This is a genomic window from Dyella sp. EPa41, assembly GCF_016586165.1.
In the GTDB taxonomy this organism is placed as follows: domain Bacteria; phylum Pseudomonadota; class Gammaproteobacteria; order Xanthomonadales; family Rhodanobacteraceae; genus Dyella.
In genome coordinates this window covers 21,258-45,739 of sequence record NZ_BCPR01000009.1, presented here as the reverse complement: position 1 = coordinate 45,739, position 24,482 = coordinate 21,258, and the positions used below count along the sequence as shown (strand labels likewise).

The 24,482-nt window shown below is 66.8% G+C and carries 22 protein-coding genes; 17 read left to right on the top strand and 5 right to left on the bottom strand.

The window, feature by feature from the left end; translation table 11 throughout:
• Positions 1 to 95 precede the first annotated feature (95 nt).
• The 6 genes from JMF82_RS05000 (at position 96) to JMF82_RS04975 (ending at position 8,263) form a co-directional block, all read left to right on the top strand.
• A complete protein-coding gene (locus JMF82_RS05000; RefSeq protein ID WP_201313434.1) occupies positions 96 to 575 on the top strand; it encodes a (2Fe-2S)-binding protein in 480 nt (159 codons plus the stop codon).
• A gap of 40 nt (positions 576 to 615) precedes the next feature.
• The gene (locus tag JMF82_RS04995; RefSeq protein WP_201313433.1) at positions 616 to 2,901 is read left to right on the top strand and encodes a xanthine dehydrogenase family protein molybdopterin-binding subunit; all 2,286 of its coding nucleotides are present in this window, start codon (positions 616 to 618) and stop codon (positions 2,899 to 2,901) included.
• Complete coding sequence (locus JMF82_RS04990; protein WP_201313432.1) at positions 2,898 to 4,199, top strand: cytochrome c; 1,302 nt, start codon at positions 2,898 to 2,900, stop codon at positions 4,197 to 4,199. The genes JMF82_RS04995 and JMF82_RS04990 overlap by 4 nt, the downstream gene beginning before the upstream one ends.
• Before the next feature lie 101 nt (positions 4,200 to 4,300).
• Positions 4,301 to 4,690: a BON domain-containing protein gene (locus JMF82_RS04985; protein WP_201313431.1), complete on the top strand. Its 390-nt coding sequence runs from the start codon at positions 4,301 to 4,303 to the stop codon at positions 4,688 to 4,690.
• Positions 4,691 to 4,802: 112 nt separating this feature from the next.
• On the top strand, positions 4,803 to 7,160 hold the full coding sequence (locus JMF82_RS04980) for a phosphoketolase family protein (protein ID WP_201313430.1): 2,358 nt from the start codon (positions 4,803 to 4,805) through the stop codon (positions 7,158 to 7,160).
• On the top strand, positions 7,157 to 8,263 hold the full coding sequence (locus tag JMF82_RS04975; protein ID WP_201313429.1) for an acetate kinase: 1,107 nt from the start codon (positions 7,157 to 7,159) through the stop codon (positions 8,261 to 8,263). Before JMF82_RS04980 ends, JMF82_RS04975 begins: the two co-directional genes overlap by 4 nt.
• Here the strand turns inward: JMF82_RS04975 and JMF82_RS04970 are convergent.
• Positions 8,254 to 9,495: a porin gene (locus JMF82_RS04970; protein ID WP_201313428.1), complete on the bottom strand. Its 1,242-nt coding sequence runs from the start codon at positions 9,493 to 9,495 to the stop codon at positions 8,254 to 8,256. The genes JMF82_RS04975 and JMF82_RS04970 overlap by 10 nt on opposite strands.
• Before the next feature lie 252 nt (positions 9,496 to 9,747).
• Here JMF82_RS04970 and JMF82_RS04965 point away from each other — a divergent pair, with 252 nt between their 5' ends.
• Positions 9,748 to 11,562, top strand: a complete 1,815-nt coding sequence (locus tag JMF82_RS04965; protein ID WP_201313427.1) for an amidohydrolase — start codon at positions 9,748 to 9,750, stop codon at positions 11,560 to 11,562.
• A gap of 9 nt (positions 11,563 to 11,571) precedes the next feature.
• On the opposite strand, the gene JMF82_RS04960 is transcribed toward JMF82_RS04965, so the two are convergent.
• Positions 11,572 to 12,342, bottom strand: coding sequence for a hypothetical protein (locus JMF82_RS04960; protein WP_236585296.1), 771 nt, complete (start codon positions 12,340 to 12,342; stop codon positions 11,572 to 11,574).
• 414 nt (positions 12,343 to 12,756) lie between these two features.
• Between JMF82_RS04960 and JMF82_RS04955 the strand changes: the two genes are divergently transcribed.
• From JMF82_RS04955 to JMF82_RS04945, 3 genes are all read left to right on the top strand, one after another.
• Positions 12,757 to 13,506, top strand: coding sequence for an SDR family oxidoreductase (locus tag JMF82_RS04955; RefSeq protein ID WP_201313426.1), 750 nt, complete (start codon positions 12,757 to 12,759; stop codon positions 13,504 to 13,506).
• A gap of 132 nt (positions 13,507 to 13,638) precedes the next feature.
• Positions 13,639 to 14,874, top strand: a complete 1,236-nt coding sequence (locus JMF82_RS04950; protein ID WP_201313425.1) for an NnrS family protein — start codon at positions 13,639 to 13,641, stop codon at positions 14,872 to 14,874.
• Positions 14,875 to 14,906: 32 nt separating this feature from the next.
• Positions 14,907 to 15,326: a group III truncated hemoglobin gene (locus JMF82_RS04945; protein ID WP_201313424.1), complete on the top strand. Its 420-nt coding sequence runs from the start codon at positions 14,907 to 14,909 to the stop codon at positions 15,324 to 15,326.
• A 25-nt stretch (positions 15,327 to 15,351) separates the two neighbouring features.
• Here the strand turns inward: JMF82_RS04945 and fdxA are convergent, their stop codons facing one another.
• Positions 15,352 to 15,675, bottom strand: coding sequence for a ferredoxin FdxA (gene fdxA, locus JMF82_RS04940; RefSeq protein WP_201313423.1), 324 nt, complete (start codon positions 15,673 to 15,675; stop codon positions 15,352 to 15,354).
• Between the two features lie 236 nt (positions 15,676 to 15,911).
• Between fdxA and ccoN the strand changes: the two genes are divergently transcribed.
• From ccoN to ccoS, 7 genes are read left to right on the top strand one after another with little or no spacing between them, the layout of a single operon-like run.
• Entirely contained in the window at positions 15,912 to 17,378 is a 1,467-nt protein-coding gene (ccoN, locus tag JMF82_RS04935; protein ID WP_201313422.1) for a cytochrome-c oxidase, cbb3-type subunit I, read from the top strand.
• A gap of 10 nt (positions 17,379 to 17,388) precedes the next feature.
• Positions 17,389 to 18,045, top strand: a complete 657-nt coding sequence (gene ccoO / locus JMF82_RS04930) for a cytochrome-c oxidase, cbb3-type subunit II (RefSeq protein WP_201313421.1) — start codon at positions 17,389 to 17,391, stop codon at positions 18,043 to 18,045.
• Positions 18,042 to 18,233: a CcoQ/FixQ family Cbb3-type cytochrome c oxidase assembly chaperone gene (locus JMF82_RS04925; RefSeq protein ID WP_201313420.1), complete on the top strand. Its 192-nt coding sequence runs from the start codon at positions 18,042 to 18,044 to the stop codon at positions 18,231 to 18,233. The genes ccoO and JMF82_RS04925 overlap by 4 nt, the downstream gene beginning before the upstream one ends.
• Positions 18,230 to 19,138, top strand: coding sequence for a cytochrome-c oxidase, cbb3-type subunit III (ccoP, locus tag JMF82_RS04920; RefSeq protein ID WP_201313419.1), 909 nt, complete (start codon positions 18,230 to 18,232; stop codon positions 19,136 to 19,138). The genes JMF82_RS04925 and ccoP overlap by 4 nt, the downstream gene beginning before the upstream one ends.
• A complete protein-coding gene (locus JMF82_RS04915) occupies positions 19,116 to 19,340 on the top strand; it encodes a hypothetical protein (RefSeq protein ID WP_201313418.1) in 225 nt (74 codons plus the stop codon). The genes ccoP and JMF82_RS04915 overlap by 23 nt, the downstream gene beginning before the upstream one ends.
• Positions 19,337 to 21,553: a cation-translocating P-type ATPase gene (locus JMF82_RS04910; RefSeq protein ID WP_201313417.1), complete on the top strand. Its 2,217-nt coding sequence runs from the start codon at positions 19,337 to 19,339 to the stop codon at positions 21,551 to 21,553. Before JMF82_RS04915 ends, JMF82_RS04910 begins: the two co-directional genes overlap by 4 nt.
• The gene (ccoS, locus tag JMF82_RS04905; protein WP_201313416.1) at positions 21,550 to 21,777 is read left to right on the top strand and encodes a cbb3-type cytochrome oxidase assembly protein CcoS; all 228 of its coding nucleotides are present in this window, start codon (positions 21,550 to 21,552) and stop codon (positions 21,775 to 21,777) included. Before JMF82_RS04910 ends, ccoS begins: the two co-directional genes overlap by 4 nt.
• A 7-nt stretch (positions 21,778 to 21,784) precedes the next feature.
• Here the strand turns inward: ccoS and JMF82_RS04900 are convergent, their stop codons facing one another.
• The gene (locus JMF82_RS04900) at positions 21,785 to 22,573 is read right to left on the bottom strand and encodes a helix-turn-helix domain-containing protein (protein ID WP_201313415.1); all 789 of its coding nucleotides are present in this window, start codon (positions 22,571 to 22,573) and stop codon (positions 21,785 to 21,787) included.
• A gap of 168 nt (positions 22,574 to 22,741) precedes the next feature.
• A complete protein-coding gene (locus tag JMF82_RS04895; protein ID WP_201313414.1) occupies positions 22,742 to 24,331 on the bottom strand; it encodes a tryptophan halogenase family protein in 1,590 nt (529 codons plus the stop codon).
• Between the last annotated feature and the right edge of the window lie 151 nt (positions 24,332 to 24,482).

The window sequence follows — 24,482 nt, the reverse complement described above, 5'->3', positions numbered from 1 at the left end:
GGCGGTTACCTTGTGCAAACGACCACGACGCACGTCGCAGGGGAAGTTGCCGCGACATGCGTACCCGGCATACCACGCCTTGAAGGGACATCCGCATGATCGTTCTCACCATCAACGGTCACGACACCCAGGTCGACGTGCCCGATGACATGCCGCTGCTTTGGGTGCTGCGCGACGTGGTCGGGCTCACCGGCACCAAGTTCGGTTGCGGGATCGCCCAATGCGGCGCCTGCACCGTGCACCTGGACGGACAGGCCGTGCGTTCCTGCGTGCTCCCGGCGAGCGGAGCGGTGGGCAAGAAGATCACCACCATCGAAGGCATCGGCGGCACCGACGTCGGCAAGCGCGTGCAGCAGGCATGGCTCGGCGTCGAGGTGGCCCAGTGCGGCTACTGCCAGACCGGACAGATCATGAGCGCCGCGGCGCTGCTCGCGCAGAAGCCCTCGCCCACCGATGCGGACATCGATACCGCCATGTCCGGCAATCTTTGCCGCTGCGGTACGTATGTGCGCATCCGCGCGGCGATCAAGCAGGCGGCGACGGGTACGACCGTCGTGCCGCAGACCATCGCCTGATTTCGAATTCCACCCCGCCGGCATCGTTCGAGAGGCAGCCATGAATCTTCGCGTTCCACCCTCCCCGCACGACGTCGACCTGCAAAGCCCTTCGCGCCGCGAGCTGATCAAGCGCGGCGGCCTGGTGGTGGCTTTCATGTGGCTGGGCGGCGCCGGCCGCGTGTGGGGCCTGCCGGACAATGCGCGTCTCGATCCCAGCCATCCCGCGTTCGCGCCGAATGCGTTCGTGCGCATCGGCAACGACGGCAGCATCCAGCTGGTGATGCCCACCGTGGAAATGGGACAAGGTTCGTACACCGGACAGGCCACCCTGCTGGCGGAGGAGCTGGACGTCGGCCTCGACCAGATCACGGTCGAACACGCACCACCGAACCGCAAGCTGTATGCCAACCCGTTGCTCGGCGACCAGGCAACGGGTGGGTCCACCACCATCCGCTTCTGCTGGACGTCGCTGCGCAATGCGGGCGCGGCCGCGCGTTACATGCTGGTTGCGGCGGCGGCGCAGCGATGGAAAGTGGATGCAGCGCAGTGCACGGTCGCGCGCGGCGTGGTCACGCACGCACCCACCAACCGCACGCTGCGTTACGCCGAACTCGCCGATGCCGCTTCCAAGGTCACGATGCCCGACAAGGTATCGCCGAAGGACCCCAAGGATTTCCAGCTGATCGGCAAGCCGCTGCGCCGCGTGGATACGCCCGCCAAGGTCGATGGCACCCTGCCCTTCGGCATCGACATCCGCGTACCGGGCATGAAGGTCGCCACCGTGCGCGCCTGCCCCACCTTCGGCGGCAAGCTGGCCTCGGTGGACGATACGCGTGCACGCGCGATACCGGGCGTGCTGAAGGTGGTGAAGACCGACAACGCGGTCGCCGTGATCGGCGAACATTTCTGGGCCGCCAAGCAAGGCCTGGAAGCGCTCGACATCACATGGGAGCGCGGCCCCAACGCCAGCTTCAGCACCGGGCAACTGTTCAAGGACTTGGCCGAGGCCTCCGAGCACGGCAAGCCCATCCTCGGCCGCGAAGTCGGGCACGTGGACAACGTGAAAGGCAAGGTGGTCTCCGCCACCTACCAGCTGCCCCTGCTCGCGCACGCGACGATGGAGCCGATCAACACGACCGTGCATGTACGCCCCGACAGCTGCGAAATCTGGGTCGGCACGCAGGTGCCCGCGCGTTGCGTCGACGTCGCGGCGAAGGTCACCGGACTGCCGCCGGAAAGCATCACGGTGCACAACCAGTACCTCGGTGGCGGCTTCGGCCGCCGTCTGTTCGAGGACTCGGTGGAACAGGCCGTCGCCATCGCCAAGCAGGTCGACTTCCCGGTCAAGATCGTCTGGACGCGCGAGGAAGACATCGCGCAGGACCGCTATCGCCCCGCCTACTACGACCGCATCTCGGCCACGCTGGACGACAACGGCAAACCGATCGCCTGGACCGACCGCACCACCGGCGCCTCGGTGCTCGCCACGTTCGCGCCGGGTGCGATGGGCAAGAACGGGCTGGATGGCGACCTGGTGGAATGTTCCGCCGAACTGCCCTACGCCATCCCCAACATGCGCGTCGACTGGGTACGCCACGACATGCCGGCCGGGCTTGCCGTCGGCTGGTGGCGCGGCGTCGGCCCGACGCACAACGTGTACGTGGTTGAAAGCTTCGTCGATGAACTCGCGCATGCCGCCGGCAAGGACCCGCTGGCCTATCGGCGCGACCTGCTGGGCGACAACCCGCGCGCCAGGGCCGTGCTGGAACTGGCGGCGCAGAAAGCCGGGTGGGGACAAGGCCAGCTGCCGCCACGCCACGGCCGTGGCGTGGCGCTGGCCGCGCCTTTCGGCAGCTACCTGTGCGTGGTGATGGACGTGGAAGTGACACCGCAGGGCGAGGTCATCATGAAGCGCGCCGTGGCCGTCGTCGATTGCGGCTGGGTGGTGAATCCCAACACGGTGGAAGCGCAGATCCAGGGCGGCATGGTGTTCGGCTGGAGCGCCGCATTGTACAGCGGCATCACGCTGAAGAACGGCGCGGTGGAGCAACGCAACTTCAACGACTACCGCGTGCTTCGCCTCAACGAGACGCCCGAAATCGAGGTGCACATCGTGCCGAGCACGGAATCGCCGGGCGGCATCGGCGAGACCGGCACGGTGATGGCCATGCCTGCCTTGACCAATGCGATCTTCGCCGCGACCGGCGTGCGCATCCGCACCCTGCCGATCGATCGCCATGCCCTGGTGCAGGACCAGAACGCGCTCAAGGCCGTGTTGTCGGACGCAACGCCAGCGGACGCCGCATCCGGCGACGCGGCCGCCACGGCGAGGAGGCTCGCATGAAGATCGGGCGCATCATTGTCACGCTCATCGGCCTGGTCGTGCTGGTGGGTATCGTGTTCACCGTCTATGCCCTGCATACGGTCACGCACGGCGGCGACGAAAGCGCGAAGCAGCCGGCCGTGGCCGGCGCTCCCGCCGACATCACCGATCCGAAGGCGCGAGGCGAATACCTCACGCGCGCCGCCGATTGCGCGGCGTGCCATACGGTGCCCGGCGGCCAGCCCTTTGCCGGCGGCGTGCCGTTCAAGCTGCCGTTCGGCACCATCTATTCGTCCAACATCACCGCGGACAAGGACACCGGCATCGGCAACTGGAGCGACGACGATTTCGTTCGCGCCCTGCATGCCGGCGTCGACAAGGATGGCCACCCGCTGTACCCGGCGTTTCCGTATACGTCGTACACCGCGTTGAGCCGCGACGACATCCTCGCCATCAAGGCCTACCTTTTCAGCCTGCCCGTCGCGCATGCGCCGGCGCGCGCCAACGACCTGTCGTTTCCCTACAACCAGCGCTGGGCGGTCAGCCTGTGGAACGCGGTGTTCCTGAAGAAGCAGCGCTTCGAGTCCGTCGCCGGCAAGCCGGATGCGTGGAACCGCGGCGCCTACCTGGCCACTGCCCTCGGCCATTGCGGCGAGTGCCACACGCCGAGGAATGCAGCCTTCGCGATGAAGCACGGCGAAGCGCTTGCCGGCGCCGCGTTGCAGGGGTGGAAGGCCTACAACATCACTTCCGACAAGGACCACGGCATTGGCGCCTGGAGCGACCAGGAGCTGGCCGATTATCTTGCCAAGGGCCATGCCGCCGGCCGCGGCACCGCCTCCGGGCCGATGGGCGAAGTGGTGGAAAACAGCCTGCAGTACCTCTCGCCTGCGGATCTTTCCGCGCTGGTCGCCTATCTGCGCGACGTGCCACCGCAACAGGGAGGCGTATCCACTCCGCCCGCCGCAGCCACGGGCGCTGCCGCCAACGCCACCGCCACGGCGGGCTTGGGCGAAAAGCTGTTCGTCGGTGCCTGTGCCGGCTGCCATCTCGACAACGGACAAGGGCGGCAGAGCGATTACGCCTCGTTGGCCGGCATGCGCTCCGTGCGCGATCCGCACGCCACCAATCTCACGCAAGTGGTGCTCGGCGGCTCTCGCCTCAATGTGCGTGGCCAGCACGTCTTCATGCCCTCGTTTGGCGAGGCGTACAGCGACGCCGAGATCGCAGCACTGTCCAATTACGTGCTGGGTCGCTTCGGCGGCCAGCCAGGCACGCTCAGCGCATCGGACGTGGCTGAACGCAGGAAAGGCCTGTAGCGATCGGCTGTCCTCCTAGCGACTCCTGCACGGACGGTTCACGGCGCGGGTACGCCGCAGGGCGCAGCGTAGTCAGCCACGCCACCCATCGGGATCGTGACATGCGCGCAGGCTCTATCGTCATCGGCATCGCTTTCATCGCTGCACCCGCGTGCCTCGCGCAGACGGCGCCTCCGGCAGGTGCAGGCACCGTGCCGACGCCGCACGAGCCCACGATGCCCCTGCCAATGCACGACCCCCGGAATCCGAGCCGGGTGATTCCCTCACCCAGCGCGGCCGACCAGCAACTGGCCGCCAACGTCCAGCAGATACTCCAACGCGACAACTCGCTGTCGCCCCAGGGGCGACAGGTGAAGATCATCGCGTCGGACGGCGCCGTCGTCCTGCGCGGCCCCGTGGCCAACGATGCGGAGAAGGCGAAGATCGACTCCATCGTGCGCGGCATCGCCGGCGTCAAGGAAGTCACCAACGAGCTCGACATCAAGCGGTAATCGCTTCGTCATGCCACGCGTCCGTCATGACGAGGGCGGCGGCATGCCGTGACAGCACCTCCACGCCCACGCATGCACGATGCCGGCTTCCCGTGCGACGGAAGGTTGCGTCATGCCCAAGCTCGACCCTGCATTGCTGGAGAAGATGCACCGTTACTGGTGCGCGGCCAACTACCTCACCGTGGGCCAGATCTACCTGCGCGAGAACCCGTTGCTGGAACAGCCGCTGACGCTGGACCACATCAAGAAGCGACTGCTGGGCCACTGGGGCACCACGGCGGGCCTCAACTTCATCTACACGCACCTCAACCGCGCGATCAGGCAATACGACCTGGACATGATCTACGTGATCGGTCCGGGCCACGGCGGCCCGGGGCTGGTAGCGCATTCGTATCTCGAGGGTTCCTACACGGAAACCTATCCAAGCGTGGAACGCACGCGCGAGGGCATGCGCCTGCTGTTCCGCCAGTTCTCATGGCCCTACGGCATCCCGAGCCACGTGGCGCCCGAGACACCCGGTTCCATCCATGAAGGCGGCGAGCTCGGCTATTCGCTGTCGCATGCCTACGGCGCCGCCTTCGACAACCCCGAGCTGATCGTCACCTGCGTGGTCGGCGACGGCGAGGCCGAGACCGGGCCACTGGCGACCAGTTGGCATTCGAACAAGTTCATCAACCCCGCGCGCGACGGCGCCGTGCTTCCGATCCTGCATCTGAACGGCTACAAGATAGCCAACCCCACGGTGCTCGCGCGCGTCGGCGACCGCGAACTCAAGCAGCTTCTGCGCGGTTACGGCCACGAACCCATCTTCGTGGAAGGCAACGAGCCGACCGCGATGCATGCGGCCTTTGCCGAAGCGCTGGACCGCTGCATACGGCGCATTCGCCGCATCCAGCGCGAGGCGCGGCGCAGCGATGCCCCGGCGAAGCGCGCGCACTGGCCAATGATCGTCCTGCGCTCGCCCAAGGGATGGAGCGGCCCGGCCTTCGTCGATGGCCTGCCCGTCGAGAACACCTGGCGTTCGCACCAGGTGCCGTTGTCGGACATGTCCAAGCCTGGCCACCTGGCCATCCTCGAGCAGTGGATGAAGAGCTACAGGCCGCATGAACTGTTCGACCAGCGCGGCACCCTGGTCGACGAGCTTGCCGCGCTCGCCCCCACCGGCGAACGCCGCATGAGCGCCAACCCGCACGCCAACGGCGGCCTGCTGCTCAAGCCGCTGCACCTGCCGGATTTCCGCGAATACGCCTTGGCTACTGGACAACCCGGTTCCGTGCGCGCCGAAACCACGCGTCACCTGGGCCCCTGGCTGCGCGACGTGATGAAGCTCAACCTGGAATCATCGAACTTCCGGCTGTTTGGCCCTGATGAAACCGCATCCAACCGGCTCGATGCCGTGTACGAGGTCAGCCCCAAGACATGGCTCGGCGAGACGCTGGAAACCGACATCAACCTCGCGCCCACCGGACGGGTGATGGAGATGCTCAGCGAGCACCAATGCCAGGGCTGGCTGGAAGGCTATCTGCTCACCGGTCGCCACGGGCTGTTCAACTGTTACGAAGCCTTCATCCACATCGTCGACTCCATGTTCAACCAGCATGCGAAGTGGTTGAAGGTAACGCGCGACATTCCCTGGCGCGCGCCGATCGCCTCGCTCAACTACCTGTTGAGTTCGCTGGTCTGGCACCAGGACCACAACGGCTTTTCCCACCAGGACCCCGGCTTCATCGACCACGTGGCGAACAAGAAGTCGGAGATCGTGCGCATCTACCTGCCACCGGACGCCAACTGCCTGCTGTCCGTCACCGATCACTGCCTGCGCAGCCGCCAATACGTCAACCTCATCATTGCCGGCAAGCAGCCGGAATGGCAGTGGCTGGACATCGATGCCGCCGTGGCGCATTGCGCGGCCGGCGCCAGCATCTGGTCATGGGCCGGCAATGAGGAAGGCGATGCCGACGTGGTGCTGGCCTGCGCGGGCGATGCGCCCACGGTGGAGGCCTTGGCCACGGTGATGCTGCTGCGCGAATACGTGCCTGACCTGCGCGTTCGCGTGGTCAACGTGGTCGACCTGCTGACCTTGCAGACCATGGACGAACATCCGCATGGCATGGATCACGAAACCTTCGATCGGCTGTTCACGCGCGACCGGCCGGTGATCTTCGCCTTCCACGGCTACCCCGGCATCATCCACCGCCTCACCTATCGCCGGCACAACCACGACAACATCCACGTGCGCGGCTACATGGAAGAAGGCACCACCACCACGCCGTTCGACATGATGGTCCTCAACCACCTCGACCGTTACCAGCTGTGCCTGGACGTGATCAATCGCGTGCCGACGCTGGAGCACCTGCGCAGGGAGGCGCACGAACGCTATACCAGCGCGATCGAACGCCATCGGCTTTACGTAAGCGAGCACGGCGAGGATCTACCCGAGATCCGCGACTGGCGCTGGCAGCCGGCATGAACATCCTCACGCTGAATGTCGGCTCGTCCTCGCTGAAATTCGGCTTCTACCAGGTCGCGACCGATGGGCCGGCCCTGGTGGCCGAAGGCAACGTCGACACCGGCGGCACGCGTCATCGACTGCGCTTTCGAGAGTGCGGCGAATGGCGTGAACTCGCGTTCGATGGCGATGCCGGCGAACAGGCATTGCGCCGTTTGCTCGCGCTTGCGCCGATCGTCGTGCTGGGCGCGCCTGCCGTGGTGGCCCATCGCATCGTGCACGGCGGACCTTCCGTGCGCCGGCATTGCCTGATCGATGACGCGGTGCTGGCGGCAATCGAGGCGGCGGCCAGCTTCGCGCCGCTGCACGTGCCTCCGGCGCTGGCATGGGTGCGCCATAGTCGCGAACTGCTGCCCGAATCGCAGCAGGTCGCCTGCCTCGACACGGCCTTCCACCACCCCTTGCCCGACCTGTCGCGCGTGCTGCCGCTGCCGCATGCGCTGCAACGCGAAGGCGTGGAGCGCTACGGCTTCCATGGGCTGTCGTGCGAATCGATCCTGGCACAGCTGCCGGTCATCCCGCCCCGCGTGGTGATCGCGCACCTCGGCAGCGGCGCCAGCCTCACTGCCGTACGCGATGGGCGCTCGGCCGACACCAGCATGGGGATGACACCCACCGGCGGCATCGTCATGGGAACGCGGCCGGGCGACATCGACCCGGGCGTGCTGCTGTTCCTGCTGCGCGAAAAACATTGCGACCCCGATCAACTGCAGGATCTGCTGGAGCGCCGCTCCGGCCTGCGCGGCATTTCCGATCTCAGCGCCGACGTGCGCGAACTCGCGCAGGCCGCCGGGCAACCGCTCGCGGAGCTGGCGCTGGAACAGTTCGCGATGTCGGTGGCCAGACAGGCCGCGGGCATGGCCGTCGTGCTCGGCGGCCTGGACCTGCTGGTATTCACCGGCGGGATCGGCGAGCACCATGCGCCGACGCGCGAACGCGTCATCGCGTTGCTGAGGCCGGTGCTGCCGGCGCTGCAAACCCGCGTGCTGCCTTCGCGCGAGAACCTGGTGATGGCCCGTCACGCCGCGCGCCTGCTCGCGTCGGCGCCCACCGATCAGAAGTAGATCTGCGCCCGCATCTCGAAAATGCGTGGGTTCACCTGCAGGTTGCCGCGATCGCTGAAGGCCCAGACGTAGTTCGCCTGCAACTTGAGGTGTTCGCCGAGATACCAGTTCGCGCCCACCGTCCAGTCGTGTTCCTTGCCGCCGGTGATGGCGCCGTCGTTGAGATCGAGCTCGCTGTAGCGCAGCGCCACTTCCACGGCGCCCCACGCATGGGCGGGCCGGATGACCTGCTGGTCGCGACCGGTGTAGCGACGGTCACCCACGTTGCCGTCGCTGTAATAGCGCGCCTCGCCGGTGAGCGTCCAGGTGGTGAATACGTAGAAGCCGCTGGCGTCATAGTCAGGCTTGCCGTTGTAGCGCTGGACCTTGGCCTGCAGGTATTCGCCCTGCACCGACCATGGCCCGTCGATCCACAGCGCTTCGAGCCCTTGCCTGTTGACGCTCTTGCTGTAGCGCAGGTTGCCCGAGTCCACCAGGCGCACCGGCGTCAGGCCGGCCTCCGGGCGCGCGCGCAGGCGCGCCGATGGCGGCACGCTGCCCTGGTCCGCCCAGTCCAGCTTCTCGCGGGAGGCCGACAACCCCAGGTGCAGCACGTGGCCCGGGTGATTGACCGGCACCCAGGCAGCGCGAGCCGCCCAGGTACTGCCCGGGTTGTTGCCGTCCAGATCCTTGCGCCAGAAATAGTCGCCCACGTTCAGCACGAAGTGCGGACTTATCCACGCCCAGTCGATACCGGCCCGGCGCCCTTCCCACACGGCCTGCGTAGGCAGCGCCGATTCGATGAACGTGGTGGCGGAGGTGCTCGTGACGCCCTCGAAGCCCACCGGCGTCTTCGAATAGCCGAAGCGGAAGTTGCCCAGGTCCTTGCCCAGCACGCCGCTGCTACGCAGGCGCACGAAGGCATCGGCCCATTGCCGTGCCTGGTAGTCGTACTGGGCGATGGCGTCATAGACGCCGGGTTTGCGCAGGTACAGGCCAAGGTAGCGACGCCGGTTGGTATGGGCGTCCTCCAGTCGCCCGTCGTCCCGGGAGAACTGGTTGATGTCGTACTGGTACAGCACGGCCAGGCCGAAATCCGTCCCGTCCGACGCGGTCACGTGGGTGGGCCAGTTGCCGTAGAAATCATAATCGGCGCCCAGGCTGGCCAGCGGCATGCCGAGCAGCAAGGCCATGGCGAGATATCGGGCGGCAACGGCAACGCGTGTTTTGGTACGTCCAGCCAATACGGTCATGCACTCGCCTCCCAACGAGGGTTTCATGCTGGCCATGCGCGACAGCCCGGGGAAATGACATTTGTGCATATGCACATGACGCCGCCGCGCGAAGCCCTTCGGTCATCGTTCGACCGATGACCTTACCGGCCCACCCGGTGCCGGCGACCTGCGCCATCTGCTTGACAGCCTCCCGCTCGCCACGGTCACGAAAGCTCGACGCGTCTGAACGTACACCTGTGCATACCGGCCTGTTCGGCGCGCGAGGCAGCCATGACCACGCATCCCACGCTCATCGTGCACAACGCGAAGATCCACACGGGCGTGCCGAGACGTCCTGAAGTGCAGGCCATCGCGGTGACCGGCAACCGCATCGCCGCCGTGGGCACCAACGGGCAGATCCGCTCATTGGCCGGACCGGCCACGCTGATCATCGACGCGGGGCGGCGACGGATCATTCCCGGGTTGATCGACTCGCATATCCACATGATCCGCGGCGGCCTCAGCTACAACCTGGAGCTGCGCTGGGATGGCGTGCCGTCGCTCGCCGACGCGATGCGCATGCTGGCCGACCAGGTGGCGCATACACCGCCCCCGCAATGGGTACGCGTGGTCGGCGGGTTCACCGAACACCAGTTCGCGGAAAAGCGCCTGCCGACGCTGGATGAACTCAACACGGTGGCTCCGGACACGCCGGTCTTCGTGCTGCACCTGTACGACCGCGCCTTGCTCAACGCGGCAGCGCTGTGCGCCTGCGGCTACACGCGAGACACGCCGGACCCGCCCGGCGGCCGCATCGAGCGGGATGGCGCCGGCACGCCCACGGGGCTGCTGCTGGCGACACCGAGCGCGATGCTGCTGTATTCGGCGCTGGCCAAGGGCCCTACCCTGCCTTACGAATACCAGATCAATTCCACCCGGCATTTCATGCGCGAACTGAACCGCCTCGGCATCACCAGCGTGATCGATGCGGGCGGTGGGCTGCAGCACTATCCCGACGATTACCGCGCCATCGAGGAATTGCAGCTGCATCGCCTGCTCACCGTGCGCGTTGCCTACAACCTCTTCACGCAACGGCCCGGCGAAGAACTGGAGGATTTCAGGCATTGGTCATCGATCCTTCGCCCTGGCGATGGCGACGAGTTCTACCGGGTCAACGGCGCGGGCGAGATGCTGGTGTTTTCCGCGGCGGATTTCGAGAACTTCCGGCAGCCGAGACCAGAGCTCCCGCATGCCATGGAAGACGAACTGGAACAGGTGGCGCGGCTGCTCGCCACGCGCCGGTGGCCTTGGCGCATGCACGCCACCTATGACGAAACGATAAGCCGTGCGCTGGACGTGTTCGAGCGCGTCGACCGCGATATCCCGCTGCAGGGCCTACGTTGGTTCTTCGATCACGCGGAGACCGTTTCGGACCGCAATCTCGAGCGCATGGCCCGGTTGGGCGGAGGCATCGCGATCCAGCACCGCATGGCGTACCAGGGCGAGTATTTCGTTGAGCGCTATGGCGCCGCCGCGGCGGAGCGCACGCCGCCAGTGGGGCGCATGCTGGAGATGGGCCTTCGCGTCGGCGCTGGCAGCGATGCCACGCGCGTCGCCAGCTACGACCCGTGGACCACCCTGCACTGGCTGACCACGGGCCGCACTTTGGGCGGCTTGCAGCTCTATCCGCACCGCAATCGGCTGGATCGCGCGACGGCGCTGGCATTGTGCACGCGCCACAACACCTGGTTCTCCGGCGAAGACGAGCTCAAGGGACAGCTGGACGTCGGACTGCTGGCGGATTTCGCGATGCTGTCGCAGGACTACTTCCAGGTGACCGACGATGAGATCCGCCAGATCGTCTCCGAGCTCACCGTGGTGGACGGGCGCATCGTGTATGCCTCCGGCGACTTCCGTAACCATGACCTCACGCCGCCGCGACCGATGCCCGACTGGTCGCCCGTCCACACCGGCAGCCAGTACTGGAAATCATCGCTCGCACGCGAACTCGTCGACGTCTCCACGCTTCATGCCGCCTGCGGCACGCATGGCCACGATAGGCATGCCTTGTGGGGCATGCCCGGTTGTGCCTGCTGGGCATTCTGAACGCGGCGCTCAGAACCTCAGCCGCACGAACAGCGACGGTCCCTTCAGTTTCATGTCCAGGTTGGCGCGGTAGTTCGTGCGGTTCTGTTCCAGCTTGATCCGCGTGTATCCGTATTCGCCGCCGATGCCCAGATTCTCGATCGGAAACCATTCGACACCGAGCGCCGCGTTGTAGATATGCCCGGCCAGATTGCCGCCGTTCTTCTTAACGCCGTAGGCGTCGAAATACATGCGCAGGTCGTGGGTGAAGGCGTGGCGCCACCCGAGCTGGAGCACCGGTGCCCAGGCCGTTTCATGGCTCGACGCCGCCGCTTGCGCGGTCTGCCCGTCCAGCGAGGCTTCGCCGGCGATGCGCGCTTTCACGCCGTAATAGGCGGCACCGACGCCAAAACCGAAGACATCGCTGCCGCCGCCGAACCACCAACGGTACGCGGCGCTGCCGAAGTTGAAGTTGAGCTTGCCGTCGACACGCGCGGACGCATCGAAATGCCGGCCGTCGTAGTCGAACGCGCGGCTGATGGATCGGCTATGCGTACGGTCTATGCCGAAAAAATCGAACGAAAAGCCCTGGTGCTCGCCGATGAGAAAATCCAGTCGCGCACGCGGCACCGCCTTGTGCCGACGAAAGCCCAGATCGTCCTCGAGGCCGACGCTGCCGCTGTACCGGCCGCTGCGGTCGCTGGCCCGATGCGTGTTTCCGTGTCGGAATAGAAGCCGCCGATCCATAGACTGGCACGGTCCAGCGCCGGCGACGTATCGGCAAAAGCCGGCGTGCTGCATGCCACGGACCAAGCGAGCCATGCGCCGCATATGCCGTGAATGCGGGCGGCGTTTCCACGTCTTGTCATGGGTTCATCTCCCTGGGCGATGCGGGTCACCTTGGAGATCGGAATGTCGACACGAGGTACCTGACGCGTGACTGTCGCGCGCAAGCGTTGTCGGCCAGTCATCGATGTCACGGCACGGCACGGCGCACGCTCGCTGCACGACCTGCGCACGCGCCATGGACGCGACGAGGACGCCGCGCACATGCCGCGTGCACATTCCACGTCGCGCGCGGCGCATCACTTCAAAAAGTGGATACCCGCACTCGTTCGACCATATCGAACGTGTTCGTCGAAAGGGCGGTACGGCAACGGCCGTGGGCGACTGCAATATCACTCCATCGATCCACACCTACCCAGGAGCAATGCCATGAACCGTTTCGCCAACAAGACCGTGCTCGTCACCGGTGGCAGCAGCGGCATCGGCCTCGCCGCCGCCCAGGCCTACGCCGCCGAAGGCGCCCGCGTGGCGATCACCGGCCGCGACCAGGCCGCGCTGGACCAGGCCACGCCATCGCTGGGCCATGAAGCCATCGCGATCTGCAATGACGCCGGCTCGGCGGCGTCGGCCAAGGCCCTGGCCGACGCGCTTTCCGCACAGGGCATCAAGCTCGATGCGGTGTTTCTCAATGCCGGCGTGGCGAAGTTCGCGCCGTTCGACGCTGTCGATGAAGCGCTCTGGGATCTCACCTTCCACACCAACGTGAAGGGCCCCTACTTCCAGTTGCAGGCACTGGCGCCGCTGCTCAACCACGGTGCTGCCGTCGTCATCAACGGCTCGATCAATGCGCATCTGGGCATGCCTTCGTCGTCGGTCTATGCGGCGAGCAAGGCGGCGGTGATCTCGCTGGCCAAGACGCTTTCGGCGGAACTGCTGCCCGCCGGCGTGCGCGTCAACGTGGTGAGCCCGGGGCCGGTGGAGACGCCGCTCTACGGCAAGCTGGGGCTGGACCAGGCCACGCTGGAAGCCACAGCTGCGCAGATCCAGTCGCAGGTACCGCTAGGCCGATTCGGCAAGCCCGCCGAGATCGCCTCCACGGTGCTGCATCTTTCCTCGCCGGAATCGGCCTTTATCGTCGGCACCGAGATCGTCGCCGACGGCGGCATGAGCCAGCTGTAATGCCGCGCCGGGTTTGCGGGACAATGCGCCCGCAAACCCGCCGGGATATTCTGATCCAGGTCAGAGCCAGGCCCGGAGCGACATTGCCAGACTGCGACCCGCCTCGGCCGTCGCACCTCACGCAAGCCGTCCATGACGATTCCCTCCTCCGCTCCCTCCCGCCCCCTTGATCCGCTGGCCATGCTGCTGGCGGCACCGCACCGGGCCATGTTCCTCATCGGCGCGCTGGCTCTCCTCGCCAACATGAGCTGGTGGACCTGGGCACTGCTGGCCTCCTGGCATGCCTGGCCGTTCGCGGCACAGGCCATGCCCTCGGCGTGGGCGCACGGCTTCCTGATGCAGTACGCGACGCTGTCGCCGTTCGTGTTCGGCTTCCTGCTGACCGTGTTCCCGCGCTGGCTGAATCTCGTGGAGGTGCCCCGACGCACCTATGCCGCGGTGTTCGCCTCGATCCTCGGCGGCGGCCTGCTGGTGCTGGCCGCGCAGAGCGGCCTGCCGGCCATGCTGCCCATCGGCCTCGCCGCCATGCTGGTCGGCTGGACGGTGGCGCTGCAGGCCCTCGGCCGACGTCTCGCGCAGAACCGCGCACGCGACGTGTGGGCCGTCTCGTGCGGCGCGGCGCTGCTGCTGGGCGCCGTCGGCGTCGCGCTGGCGCTGGCATTCGCCTGTGGCGCGTCGCCCCGCCTCATGCAGGCGGCCAATGCGCTGGGCACGTTCGGCTTGCTGCTGCCGGTCTACTTCACCGTCGCGCACCGCATGGTGCCGTTCTTCTCCAATAACGTGATCCCGGGTTACCGCGTCGTGCGCCCGGCGTGGTCGCTGCTTGCGATGTGGGTGCTGGTGCTGGGGCACCTGGCGCTCGATCTCACGGGCCTCGCGTCCTGGCGCTGGCTGGCCGACCTGCCCCTCACCGGCCTGCTGCTGTGGCAATGGCTCGCCTGGCAGCCGTGGAAGGCGAGCCGTCCGGGCCTGTTGACCGTGCTTTACGTGGCATTGGCCTGGTTGCCGCTATCTTTCGCGTTGTTTTCCGCCGACAGCCTGTCGCTGGCCTGGCATGGCACCAGCAGTTGGGCCCGCGCGCCGTTGCATGCGCTTGCCATCGGTTTCTTCGCCTCGATGCTGGTGGCGATGGTCACGCGCGTCACGCACGGCCATTCGGGCCGACCGCTGGCGATGGGGACGATTCCCTGGATCGCATTCATCGGCATGCAGCTCACGGCCATCGTCCGGGTGCTGGCCAATACCGCCCGGCAACCATGGCCGGTCTACACCTTGGCGGCGCTGCTGTGGCTGCTGGTGCTGGCCCCGTGGGTCGTGCGATCGGCATGGATCTACCTGACGCCCCGTCGGGATGGCAAGCCAGGCTGACCGGGATTGTTTTACGAATGGAACACATACCGATGGCGCTCTTCGAACAGGCCAACGAGATAGGCATTGCCACGCTGGTGGATCGTTTCTACGACAAGGTACAGGCCGACGCCCAGCTGGGCCCGGTGTTCAACCAGGCCATCCATGACTGGCCGGCGCACAAGGTCACGCTGCGCAACTTCTGGTCCTCGCTGATCCTGCGGTCGGGCCGTTATCGCGGCAATCCCATGGGCGTGCACCGCGCCCTGACGCGCTTCCCGCAGGCGTTGTTCTATCGCTGGCTGGAGCTGTGGCGGGAAACCGCCCGGGAAGTCTTCGCGCCGCCCGCGGCCGAGCTGTTCATCGGCACCGCCGAGCGCGTCGCGCAAAGCCTGAGCGTGGGCATGGAGCTCGGCCGCCTGTCGCTGGAGCAGCCGTCGCGTATCGTCGGCCCGCTGCACATCGTGCCCTGACGGCCAGGCGCGGCCACGAGGCGCCTCAGCGGATCAGCAGGCGCCGCTTGTCCGGCTTGCCGTCCCACTGCGCGGCGTCATCGAGCGCGGGAATCTTCGTGGTGATCACCGGCCACTGATGGGCCAGTTCGGCGTTGATGGTGACAAACACCGACTGCCCCGCCGGGACGTCGCCTTCGGCATAGATGGCGTCCACCGGGCATTCGTCGACGCACAAGGTGCAGTCGATGCACTCGTCCGGGTCGATCACCAGGAAGTTGGGGCCCTCGTGGAAGCAGTCGACCGGGCAGACTTCCACACAGTCGGTGTGCTTGCAGTTGATGCAGTTTTCGGTGACGACGTGGGTCATGCGGTACCTCTCGCGGCCGCCTAGTTTCCCCTTGGGACGACGGCGATCCCCTGATGCAGATCAGTAGAAACTCGGTGGCGGCTGACACGAGAAAGTCGCATCATCCGACGGGGGCAACTGATCTGCGTCAATGCGCCACGCCGGGTACGTGGTACCCGGCGGTGCAAAATTGACGTGTGTCATCGAAGTGCGTCGTTTACGCGAGGCAACATCGTCCAATTCACAGGGTGGTTCCAATGCCGAATACCGAGTACTACGACGACAAGGTCGTCCGCCTCTTTCTATTGGGAGCGGCCATCTGGGGCATCATCGGCATGTCGGTCGGCGTCTACGCCGCGGCCGAACTGATGTGGCCGGCCTTCAACTTCGACATCCCCTGGCTGACCTTCAGCCGCATCCGTCCCGACCACACGTTCGGGGTCATCTTCGCCTTCGGCGGCTCGGCCCTGATGGGCACCTGCTACTACGTCGTGCAGCGCACGGGACATACCCGGCTGGCCCTGCCGCGGCTGGCGGAAATGACCTTCTGGGGCTGGCAGCTGATCTGCGTGCTGGCCATGGTGACGATGCCGCTGGGCATCACCCAGAGCAAGGAATACGCCGAGCCCGAGTGGTTCGTCGACATACTGATCGCGGTGGTGTGGGTGTCCTTCGGCGTGGTGTTCTTCGCCACCCTGGCCCGCCGGCGCATCCGCCACATCTACGTGGCCAACTGGTACTACGGCGCGTTCATCATCGCGGTCGGCCTGCTGCACATCGTCAACAACGTCGCGCTGCCGATCAGCCTGACCAAGTCCTACCCGGTCTACTCGGGCGTGGTCGATGCCATGGTGCAGTGGTGGTACGGCCACAACGCGGTGGCGTTTTTCCTGACCGCGGGCTTCCTGGGCATGATGTATTACTTCGTGCCGCGCCAGGCGCAGCAGCCTCTGTGGAGCTATCGCTTCTCCATCGTCAATTTCTGGGCGCTGATCTCGGTGTACATGTGGGCGGGCTCGCACCACCTGATGTACACGGCACTGCCCGACTGGGTGCAGTCGGTCGGCATGGCGTTCTCGCTGATCCTGCTGATGCCGAGCTGGGGCTCGGCCGCCAACGGCCTGCTCACCTTCAACGGGTCGTGGCACAAGCTCAAGACCGACCCGGCCGCCAAGTTCATGGTGCTGTCGCTGGTGTTCTATGCCGCCGCCACCTTCGAAGGCTCGATGATGGCGATCAAGACGGTGAATTCGCTGTCCCACTACACCGACTGGACCATCGCCCACGTGCATTCCGGCTCGATCGGCTGGGTGGCGATGATCACCATCGGCTCGCTCTACGCCATGGCGCCGCGCGCACTGGGGCAGCCGGCGATGTATTCGCGCAAGGCGATGGAGCTGCACTTCTGGCTGCACATCACCGGCCTGCTGCTGTACGTGGGCTCGATGTGGACCGCGGGCGTGACCGAAGGCGTCATGTGGCGCGCCACCAATGCGGACGGCTCGCTCACCTATTCGTTCCTGGACAGCCTCATCGCGATCAAGCCGATGTACCTGATCCGCTGGCTGGGCGGCCTGTTCGTGCTGAGCGGCATGGTGGTGATGGCGTGGAACCTCTGGTACACGGCCGCCGACGCCCGCGCGCGGATCATCAAGCCGATCCCCGTCCCCATTCCCGAACCGGAGCCGCACCAGGTTCCCGCCCCGCTCCCGGCGGCAGGCTAAGGACCCGACCATGGCCTACAAGCATTTCGAAGCCATCGAGAAGCACGCCGCCCTGCTGGGCGTGCTCACCGCCGTCATGGTCTCCATCGGCGGCCTCGCCGAGATCACGCCGCTCTTCATGGAAGCGCACGCGGTCAAGGCGCCGGCCCATGTCAAACCCTATGACCCGCTGCGCCTGGCCGGCCGCGACATCTACGTGCGCGAGGGCTGCTACCTCTGCCATTCGCAGATGATCCGCGCGCTGCGCGCCGAGACGGAGCGTTACGGCCACTACTCGGTGGCCGAGGAGTCGGTCTACGACCGTCCGTTCCAGTGGGGCTCCAAGCGCACCGGCCCTGACCTGGCCCGTGTCGGCGGCAAATACTCCGACCAGTGGCACGAGCTGCACCTGATGGATCCTCGCCAGCTCGTGCCGCAGTCGAACATGCCGGGCTATCCGTGGCTGGCGAAGGCGAAACTGGATGCCAACGACATCCAGGCCCGCATGCGCGGCCTGCGCAAGCTCGGCGACCCCTACACCGACGCCGACATCGACAGCGCGCCCACCGCGCTCGAGGGCAAGACCGAGATGGACGCGCTGGTGGCCTACCTGCAGGGCCTGGGCATCAAGAACGAGCCCCAGGCAGCCGCGGGCGGCAAGCCGGCCAGCGATGGAGGCGAGCCATGAGCGAGATATGGGGACACCTCACCGGGGTCATCATCGTGACGATGATGGTCGCCTTCGTCTGCATCTGGGCGTGGGCGTGGAGCGGCTATCACAAGAAGGCGTTTTCCCGCATGGCCGAGCTGCCGATGGAAGACGAAGCCGACAACGGGCAGGACACTCACGCCATTGAAGGGGGCAAGCAGCCATGAGCCTGTTCTGGTCGCTTTGGATCATGTTCCTGGTGGTGCTCAACCTGGGCATCACGCTGTTCCTCTTCCTGTGGGCGCCGCGCGCCAAGATCCCCATCCAGGCGGATGGCACCAGTGGCCACGTCTGGGCCCACGGCGTGCTGCGCGAGGGCGTGCACAAGCTGCCGATGTGGTGGATCGTGCTGTCGGCCGCGATGTTCGTGATCGGCTTTGCCTACCTTGCCCTGTTCCCCGGTTTCGGCGCCTTCAAGGGCGTGCTGGGCTGGACGTCGCACAAGGAACTGGCGGAGGCTTCCGAAGCCAACCAGGCCAAGCTGGGCGAGCTGATGAAGCGCTTTTCGCTTTATCCGATCGAGCAGCTGGCCGGCGACCCGGCCGCGCAGCAGCTGGGCGAGCGCCTGTTCATGGACAACTGCGCGGCGTGCCATGGCCGCGCCGCCAAGGGCAACGTGCTGGTGGGCGCCCCTGACCTCACCGACAACGACTGGCTCTATGGCGGCGACGGAAAGGACATCTATACGTCCATCCACGACGGACGCAGCGGCGTGATGCCGCCCTGGGCCAGCCTTGGCGAGGACAACGTGGACCACCTCGTGCAGTACGTGCTGAGCCTGTCCGGCTCGCCGCACGACGAAAAGGCCGCGGAAGCCGGCAAGCCGCTGTTCGCCACCTGTGCGGCCTGCCATGGACCGGACGGCAAGGGCAATCCGGCCCTGGGCGCGCCCAACCTCACCGACCACATCTGGTTGCACGGCGGCACCGTCGCGGACATCCACAAGACCATCCACGATGGCAGGCAGGGCCACATGCCTGCCTGGAGCCCGCGCCTCACCGACGACCAGATCCGTGTGCTTGCAGCCTACGTGTACCACGTGTCCCACCATGGCAACGCCGGCAACCAGTAACGCCCGCGCCACGCCGTCAGCCTGGTACCAGCAGCCGGTCGTGTGGCTGGGAGTGGCGATCTTCCTGGCCTCGCTGGCCGGCTGTGCCTGGATGATCGTGCTGGGCGCCCGCCATGCCGATGAGCCGGTGGACGCCCCGCACGCCGTCTTCGGCGTGCCCTCCAGCTCGCACAGCAGCCACAAGCCGCCCTCCACGCCATGAACAGCTACGACGCATGGGCGCACCCGCGCCTGGCCGCCCAGGTGTTGCGCCCCCGCCGTGACGGCCACAGCGAGGTGGCGTTGCGCGTGGAATCGCTGCAAGGCGCCCAGCAGGTACTGAGGCTGGAGCAGGCGATCCATGCCCTGCCAGGCGTGCGCGGCGTGAGCGTCGACGCCCCGGCGCGGCGCGTCCGCGTCGTGTGGGACACGCAGCGCACCACGCTGCCTTCCCTGCTCCGGGCCTTCGCGTCGATGCGCTGCGCCGCGCAACCGCTGCGCAGCGACAGCATCGACGACACGCGAACGCGCGAAGCGCACGACATGCTCAAGCGCATGCTGGTCGCGGGCATGTTCGCGATGCAGGTGATGACCTTCGCGTTCGTGATCTACATCGGCGTGGTCGATTTCGTGGATTTCACCACCCGCGGCCTGTTCCGTTGGCTGAGCCTGATGGCCACGCTTCCCGTGGTGTTCTACTCCACGAACCTCTTCACGGCCGGCGCCCTGCGCGAGCTGCGCGAACGCAGGCTGGGCATCAACCTGCCCGTGGCGCTCGCCGTGTGGCTGGTCTTTCTCGCCAGCGCGGTCAACACCGTGCGCGGCTCGGGCGAGATCTATTTCGATTCGGTGACCATGTTCGTCTTCCTGCTGCTGGCCGGCCGCTACGTCGAGTTGCGCGCACGGCATCGCAGCGGTGCGCTGGGCGACGCGGTGATCGACAGCACCCCGCTGCTCGCCGAGCGCCGCAGGCCCGACGGCACGCTGGAAACGGTGCCGGCGATCGAACTGCTGCCCGGGGATTGCGTGCACATCGCCGAAGGTTCCACCGTGCCTGCCGATGGCGTGCTGGAAAGCGCGCGGGTGCAGGTGGACGAGGCCCTGCTCACCGGCGAATCCACGCCCGTCACGCGGCAACGCGGGGAACCCCTGGCTGCCGGCAGCGTGCTGCTTACGGGGCCCGCCCAGCTGCGCGTGGAACAGGGGGGCGAGGCCACGGCGGTCGCGCGCATCGGCGCACTCGGCGCGCGCGCCCGGCTGGCGCGCGAAGCATCGCTGCAGCGTGGCGATGCCGAGCTGCGGCGCTTCGTGGCCCGCGTGTTGATGCTTACCGTCGTCACGGCGATCGGCTGGCTGCTGGTGGACCCGTCGAAGGCCTTCGCCAGCGCGGTCGCCGTGCTGGTCATCGCCTGCCCTTGCGCCTTTGCGCTGACCGCGCCTGCCGCGCTCACGCGTGCCCTTGGCGTACTGGCCCAGCGCGGCGTGCTGGTCGCTGACAGCGCGGCACTGGCGGCATTGGATCGCGTGGATCTCGCCGTGCTGGACAAGACCGGCACGCTGACCGTGCCCCATCTCGATCGCCAGGACATCGAGGTGCTGCGCGAAGGCGACGCCAGCCCGGTGCTGGCCATGGCGGCCGCCCTCGCGCGTGAAAGCTCGCATCCGGTGGCGCAGGCGGTCGCGCAGGCGGCGGCCGGACTTCCGCTGCTGCGCGCGAGCGATGTGCTCGTCACGCCGGGGGGTGGCATCAGCGGCCGCATCGACGGACACGAATGGCGGCTGGGCCATGCCGGCTTTGCGCTTCGCGGCATGGAATCCCGCCCGGATGACCGCCTCTGGCTTGCCGACGACACCGGCGCCCTCGCCGCTTTCCGGCTGCGCGAGCAACCGCGGGAAGACGCGCAAGCCACGCTCGACGCCCTGCGTGCGGAGGGCATGGATCTGGCGATATCCAGCGGCGACACCGCGACGCGCGTGGCCGCCGTCGCGCGCGCCCTGGGCGTGGATGCGTGGCACGCGGCGCAAACGCCCGAAGGCAAGCTCGCGCTGCTCAAGCAGGCGCGCGAGCGAGGTTGCGTCACGCTCGCCGTGGGCGACGGCACCAACGACGTACCGGTGCTGGCCGGCGCGGACGTGTCCGCGGCCCTGGCCACCGGTACCGAAGTGGCGCAGGCGCAGGCCGATCTCCTGCTGCTGCACGGACATCTGCATGGCCTGGTGGAGGCACGGACGATCGCGCGTCAGGTGCAATACGTCATCGCGCAGGGACGCCGCTGGTCGCTGGGCTACAACCTCTGCGCGGTGCCATTCGCGGCGCTGGGCCTGGTGCCGCCGTGGCTGGCAGCGATCGGCATGTCGCTCAGTTCGCTGGCTGTGGTGGCCAATGCGTGGCGCATCGGCCGCCAGGGCGACGCCGAACCGGCGCTGCGCGCATGAACATCCTGCTTGCGCTGATTCCCGTCACGCTGCTGATCGTCGTCTGCGCGATCGGCATCTTCTTCTGGGCGGTGAATCACCGGCAGTTCGACGACCTGGACAGCCCGGGCGTGTTGCCGCTGATGGAAGAGGAACCCGTCGAGCCAGCCAGGGAAACCGCGCCGGCGGCAACACCCGCGGCGCAAGCCGGCGAAGCCGCCGGGCAGCCACGCGCCTCGCATTGAATGCCGCCTAGGCGTTCGCTTCCATCGGCCGCAAGGCCACGCCGGCCTCGCGCAATGCATCCATGCGTTGAAGCTGCACGCCGCGCCCTTCGATCGCCACCCAGCCTTGCCGGCGGAAACGGCTCAGCACGCGACTGACGGTTTCCGGCGCGAGGCGCAGGTAACTTGCGATGTCGCTGCGCGACATGGGCAACCGGAATTGCTGGAACGGCAGGCCACGGCGTGCATAACGTTCGCTCAGGTCCACCAGGAAGGCCGCCACGCGCTCATCCGCCGTGTGCTCGCCCGCGAGCAGGCTGGCCATGCCCAGCTCCTTGCTCAACAGGCGGAACAGGTGGCGCTGCACCACCGGCAGCACCGAGGCGAGGCTGCTCATGGCGGGAAACGAGAAACGGCAGAACTCGGTCTTCTCAAGCGTCAACGCATCGCAGGGATAGCAATCGGGATAGATGCCGTTGAGGCCGATGATCTCGCCGGGCAGGTAGAAGCCCAGCACCTGCTCACGGCCGTCACGGCTGAACAGCGAGGTCTTCACCGCGCCGCGGCGCACCGCGTAGAGCGCTCGGAACGTTTCGCCGCGCCGGAAGACATGCTCCCCGGCGCCGTGGGTATGCACGTGTTCGACCAGGCAATGCAGTGCGGCGAGATCCGCCTTGCCGTAGCCACTGGAGAGGCAGGCTTCGGAAAACGCGCAGCTGCCACAGAAAGACGCGGCATCGCCTTCGGCCTCATGGCAGGCGCCCTCCCGGCAAACCTGCCCTTCCGCGCACGTCGTCTCGATGCGTGTGGAGTCCATGGATGTCTCACCGCGATGTAGGGGCGTGGCCATTTTATCTGGCATGACCGCATGTGCCTGACCTGCGGCTTCGTGCCACAGGATGGAAACCACCCCTACGCTTGCGCCGTCGCCAGCTGCGCGGACGCCGCCGAACCGCGCGAGCCACGCCCATGGCGTTGACCGGCGCTAGGCCACGGCTTCGCCCGGCGCCACCGTACCCGATCGCTGGTGGAACTCACGGCAGAACTGTTCCACCAGTGCGCGATGGCCGGGCAGATCATCGGCTGCGTGCGCCGCCACCTGCTGGATCATCGCGAACTCCTGGCGTGCCTCCTCGAAGCGTGGATAGGCGCTGCGCATGGGCTCAAGATCGGTCTTGAACTCCATGCCGTAGAGCACGTACTGCCAGCTCGATACCAGGAACATCTCCAGGTCGCTTACAAAATCCAGCCGATGCGGCGGCCGGTGCTTCCACAGGGCGAGCTTGTCCTGCAGCGTCTGCGGAATGCTGGCCGGGTCGGCGTTGTCGATCCAGAAGGCGGAGTCACGCCGCTGGCTCAGGCAGTAATGCATCTTGATGAAGTCGATGATGCGGTCGTAGCGCGCCACCATCATTTCGTTGAAATGACGCGCGGCGAGTTCCATGCCCTCCGTGTCGCCGGGCAGCAGGTGCGTGAGCAGGTACGTCGCCAGTTCGATCAACGCGATGCCGGTCGATTCCAGCGGCTCCACGAAGCCACCGGCGAGGCCGACGGCGACGCAGTTCTTGCGCCAGTGCTCCGGGCGATAGCCCGTTTCGAACTTGATGTGCATCGCCTTCAGTTCGTCCGCGGCGGGACCGAGGTAGCGGCGAAACACTTCTTCCGCACGCGCATCATCCGTGTGACGCGAGGAATAGACGTAGCCCACGCCACGACGTTTCTGCAGGCCGATGTCCCAGATCCAGCCGGCTTCCTGCGCGGTGGAAATGGTATACGACGGAATCGGCGCGTCCGGCCGTTCGTATGGCACCTGCATGGCGACGGCACGATCGGCGAACAGCACGTCGCGCCGGCTGCGGAACGGCGACTGCATGACGCCGCCGATCAATGCGCCGCGCAGGCCGGTGCAGTCCACATACAGGTCGGCGGTGAGCTCGCCCAGTTCGGTGGTGACCACGCGCGCGATCGCGCCGCTCTCATCGAGCTCGGCGCGCTCCACCGTCGCCACATGGCGCTTGATGCCCAACGATTCCTGCCCATGCTCCGCAAGCACCCGCGCAAAGCAGGCCGCATCGAAGTGGAAGGCGTGGTTCATGGGCCCCTGGTAGTCAGGGTCTGTCGACCGCTTGGGGGCGCGACCGCGCTCGACCAGTCGGCTCTGCATGGTGACCGCATCGGCCAGCGACATGCCTTCGGGCGCGGCGCCCAGCAGCCAGTACGGCAACAGCTCCGGCCCGCCCGGCCGCTGGCTGGGCTGGCTGAAGGGATGGAAGAAATGGGTATGGCCAGGCGAGCCCGGAGGCCTCACCCAATGACGGTAGTGGATGCCCTGCTTGTAGGTCGCCGTCGCGCCGACCAGGAAGCGTCGTTCGTCCAGACCGATCGCCGACAGCGTGCCGCGGATCGACGGGAAGGTCGCCTCGCCCACGCCGAGCAGGCCGATGTTGCTCGATTCCACCAGGTGCACCTGCACGCTGCCGGGATCGACCGCGTTCACCGCCTTGGCGAGATAGCACGCGGCAAGCCATCCGGCCGTACCGCCACCCACCACGAGAACCTTCTTCAATCGCGCCATCGGTGCTTCCCTCCGCGGTGACCGGCTGTCGATACGACGATGCGTGTGTCCCTTAAAGGAGACCGGGTCCCCGCCGGGACCCGGTCAAATGCCATTCCGGGGAGGGTGGCGATGCCCCCGTCCGAGGGTATCGCCAGGAGAACGGCAAAAC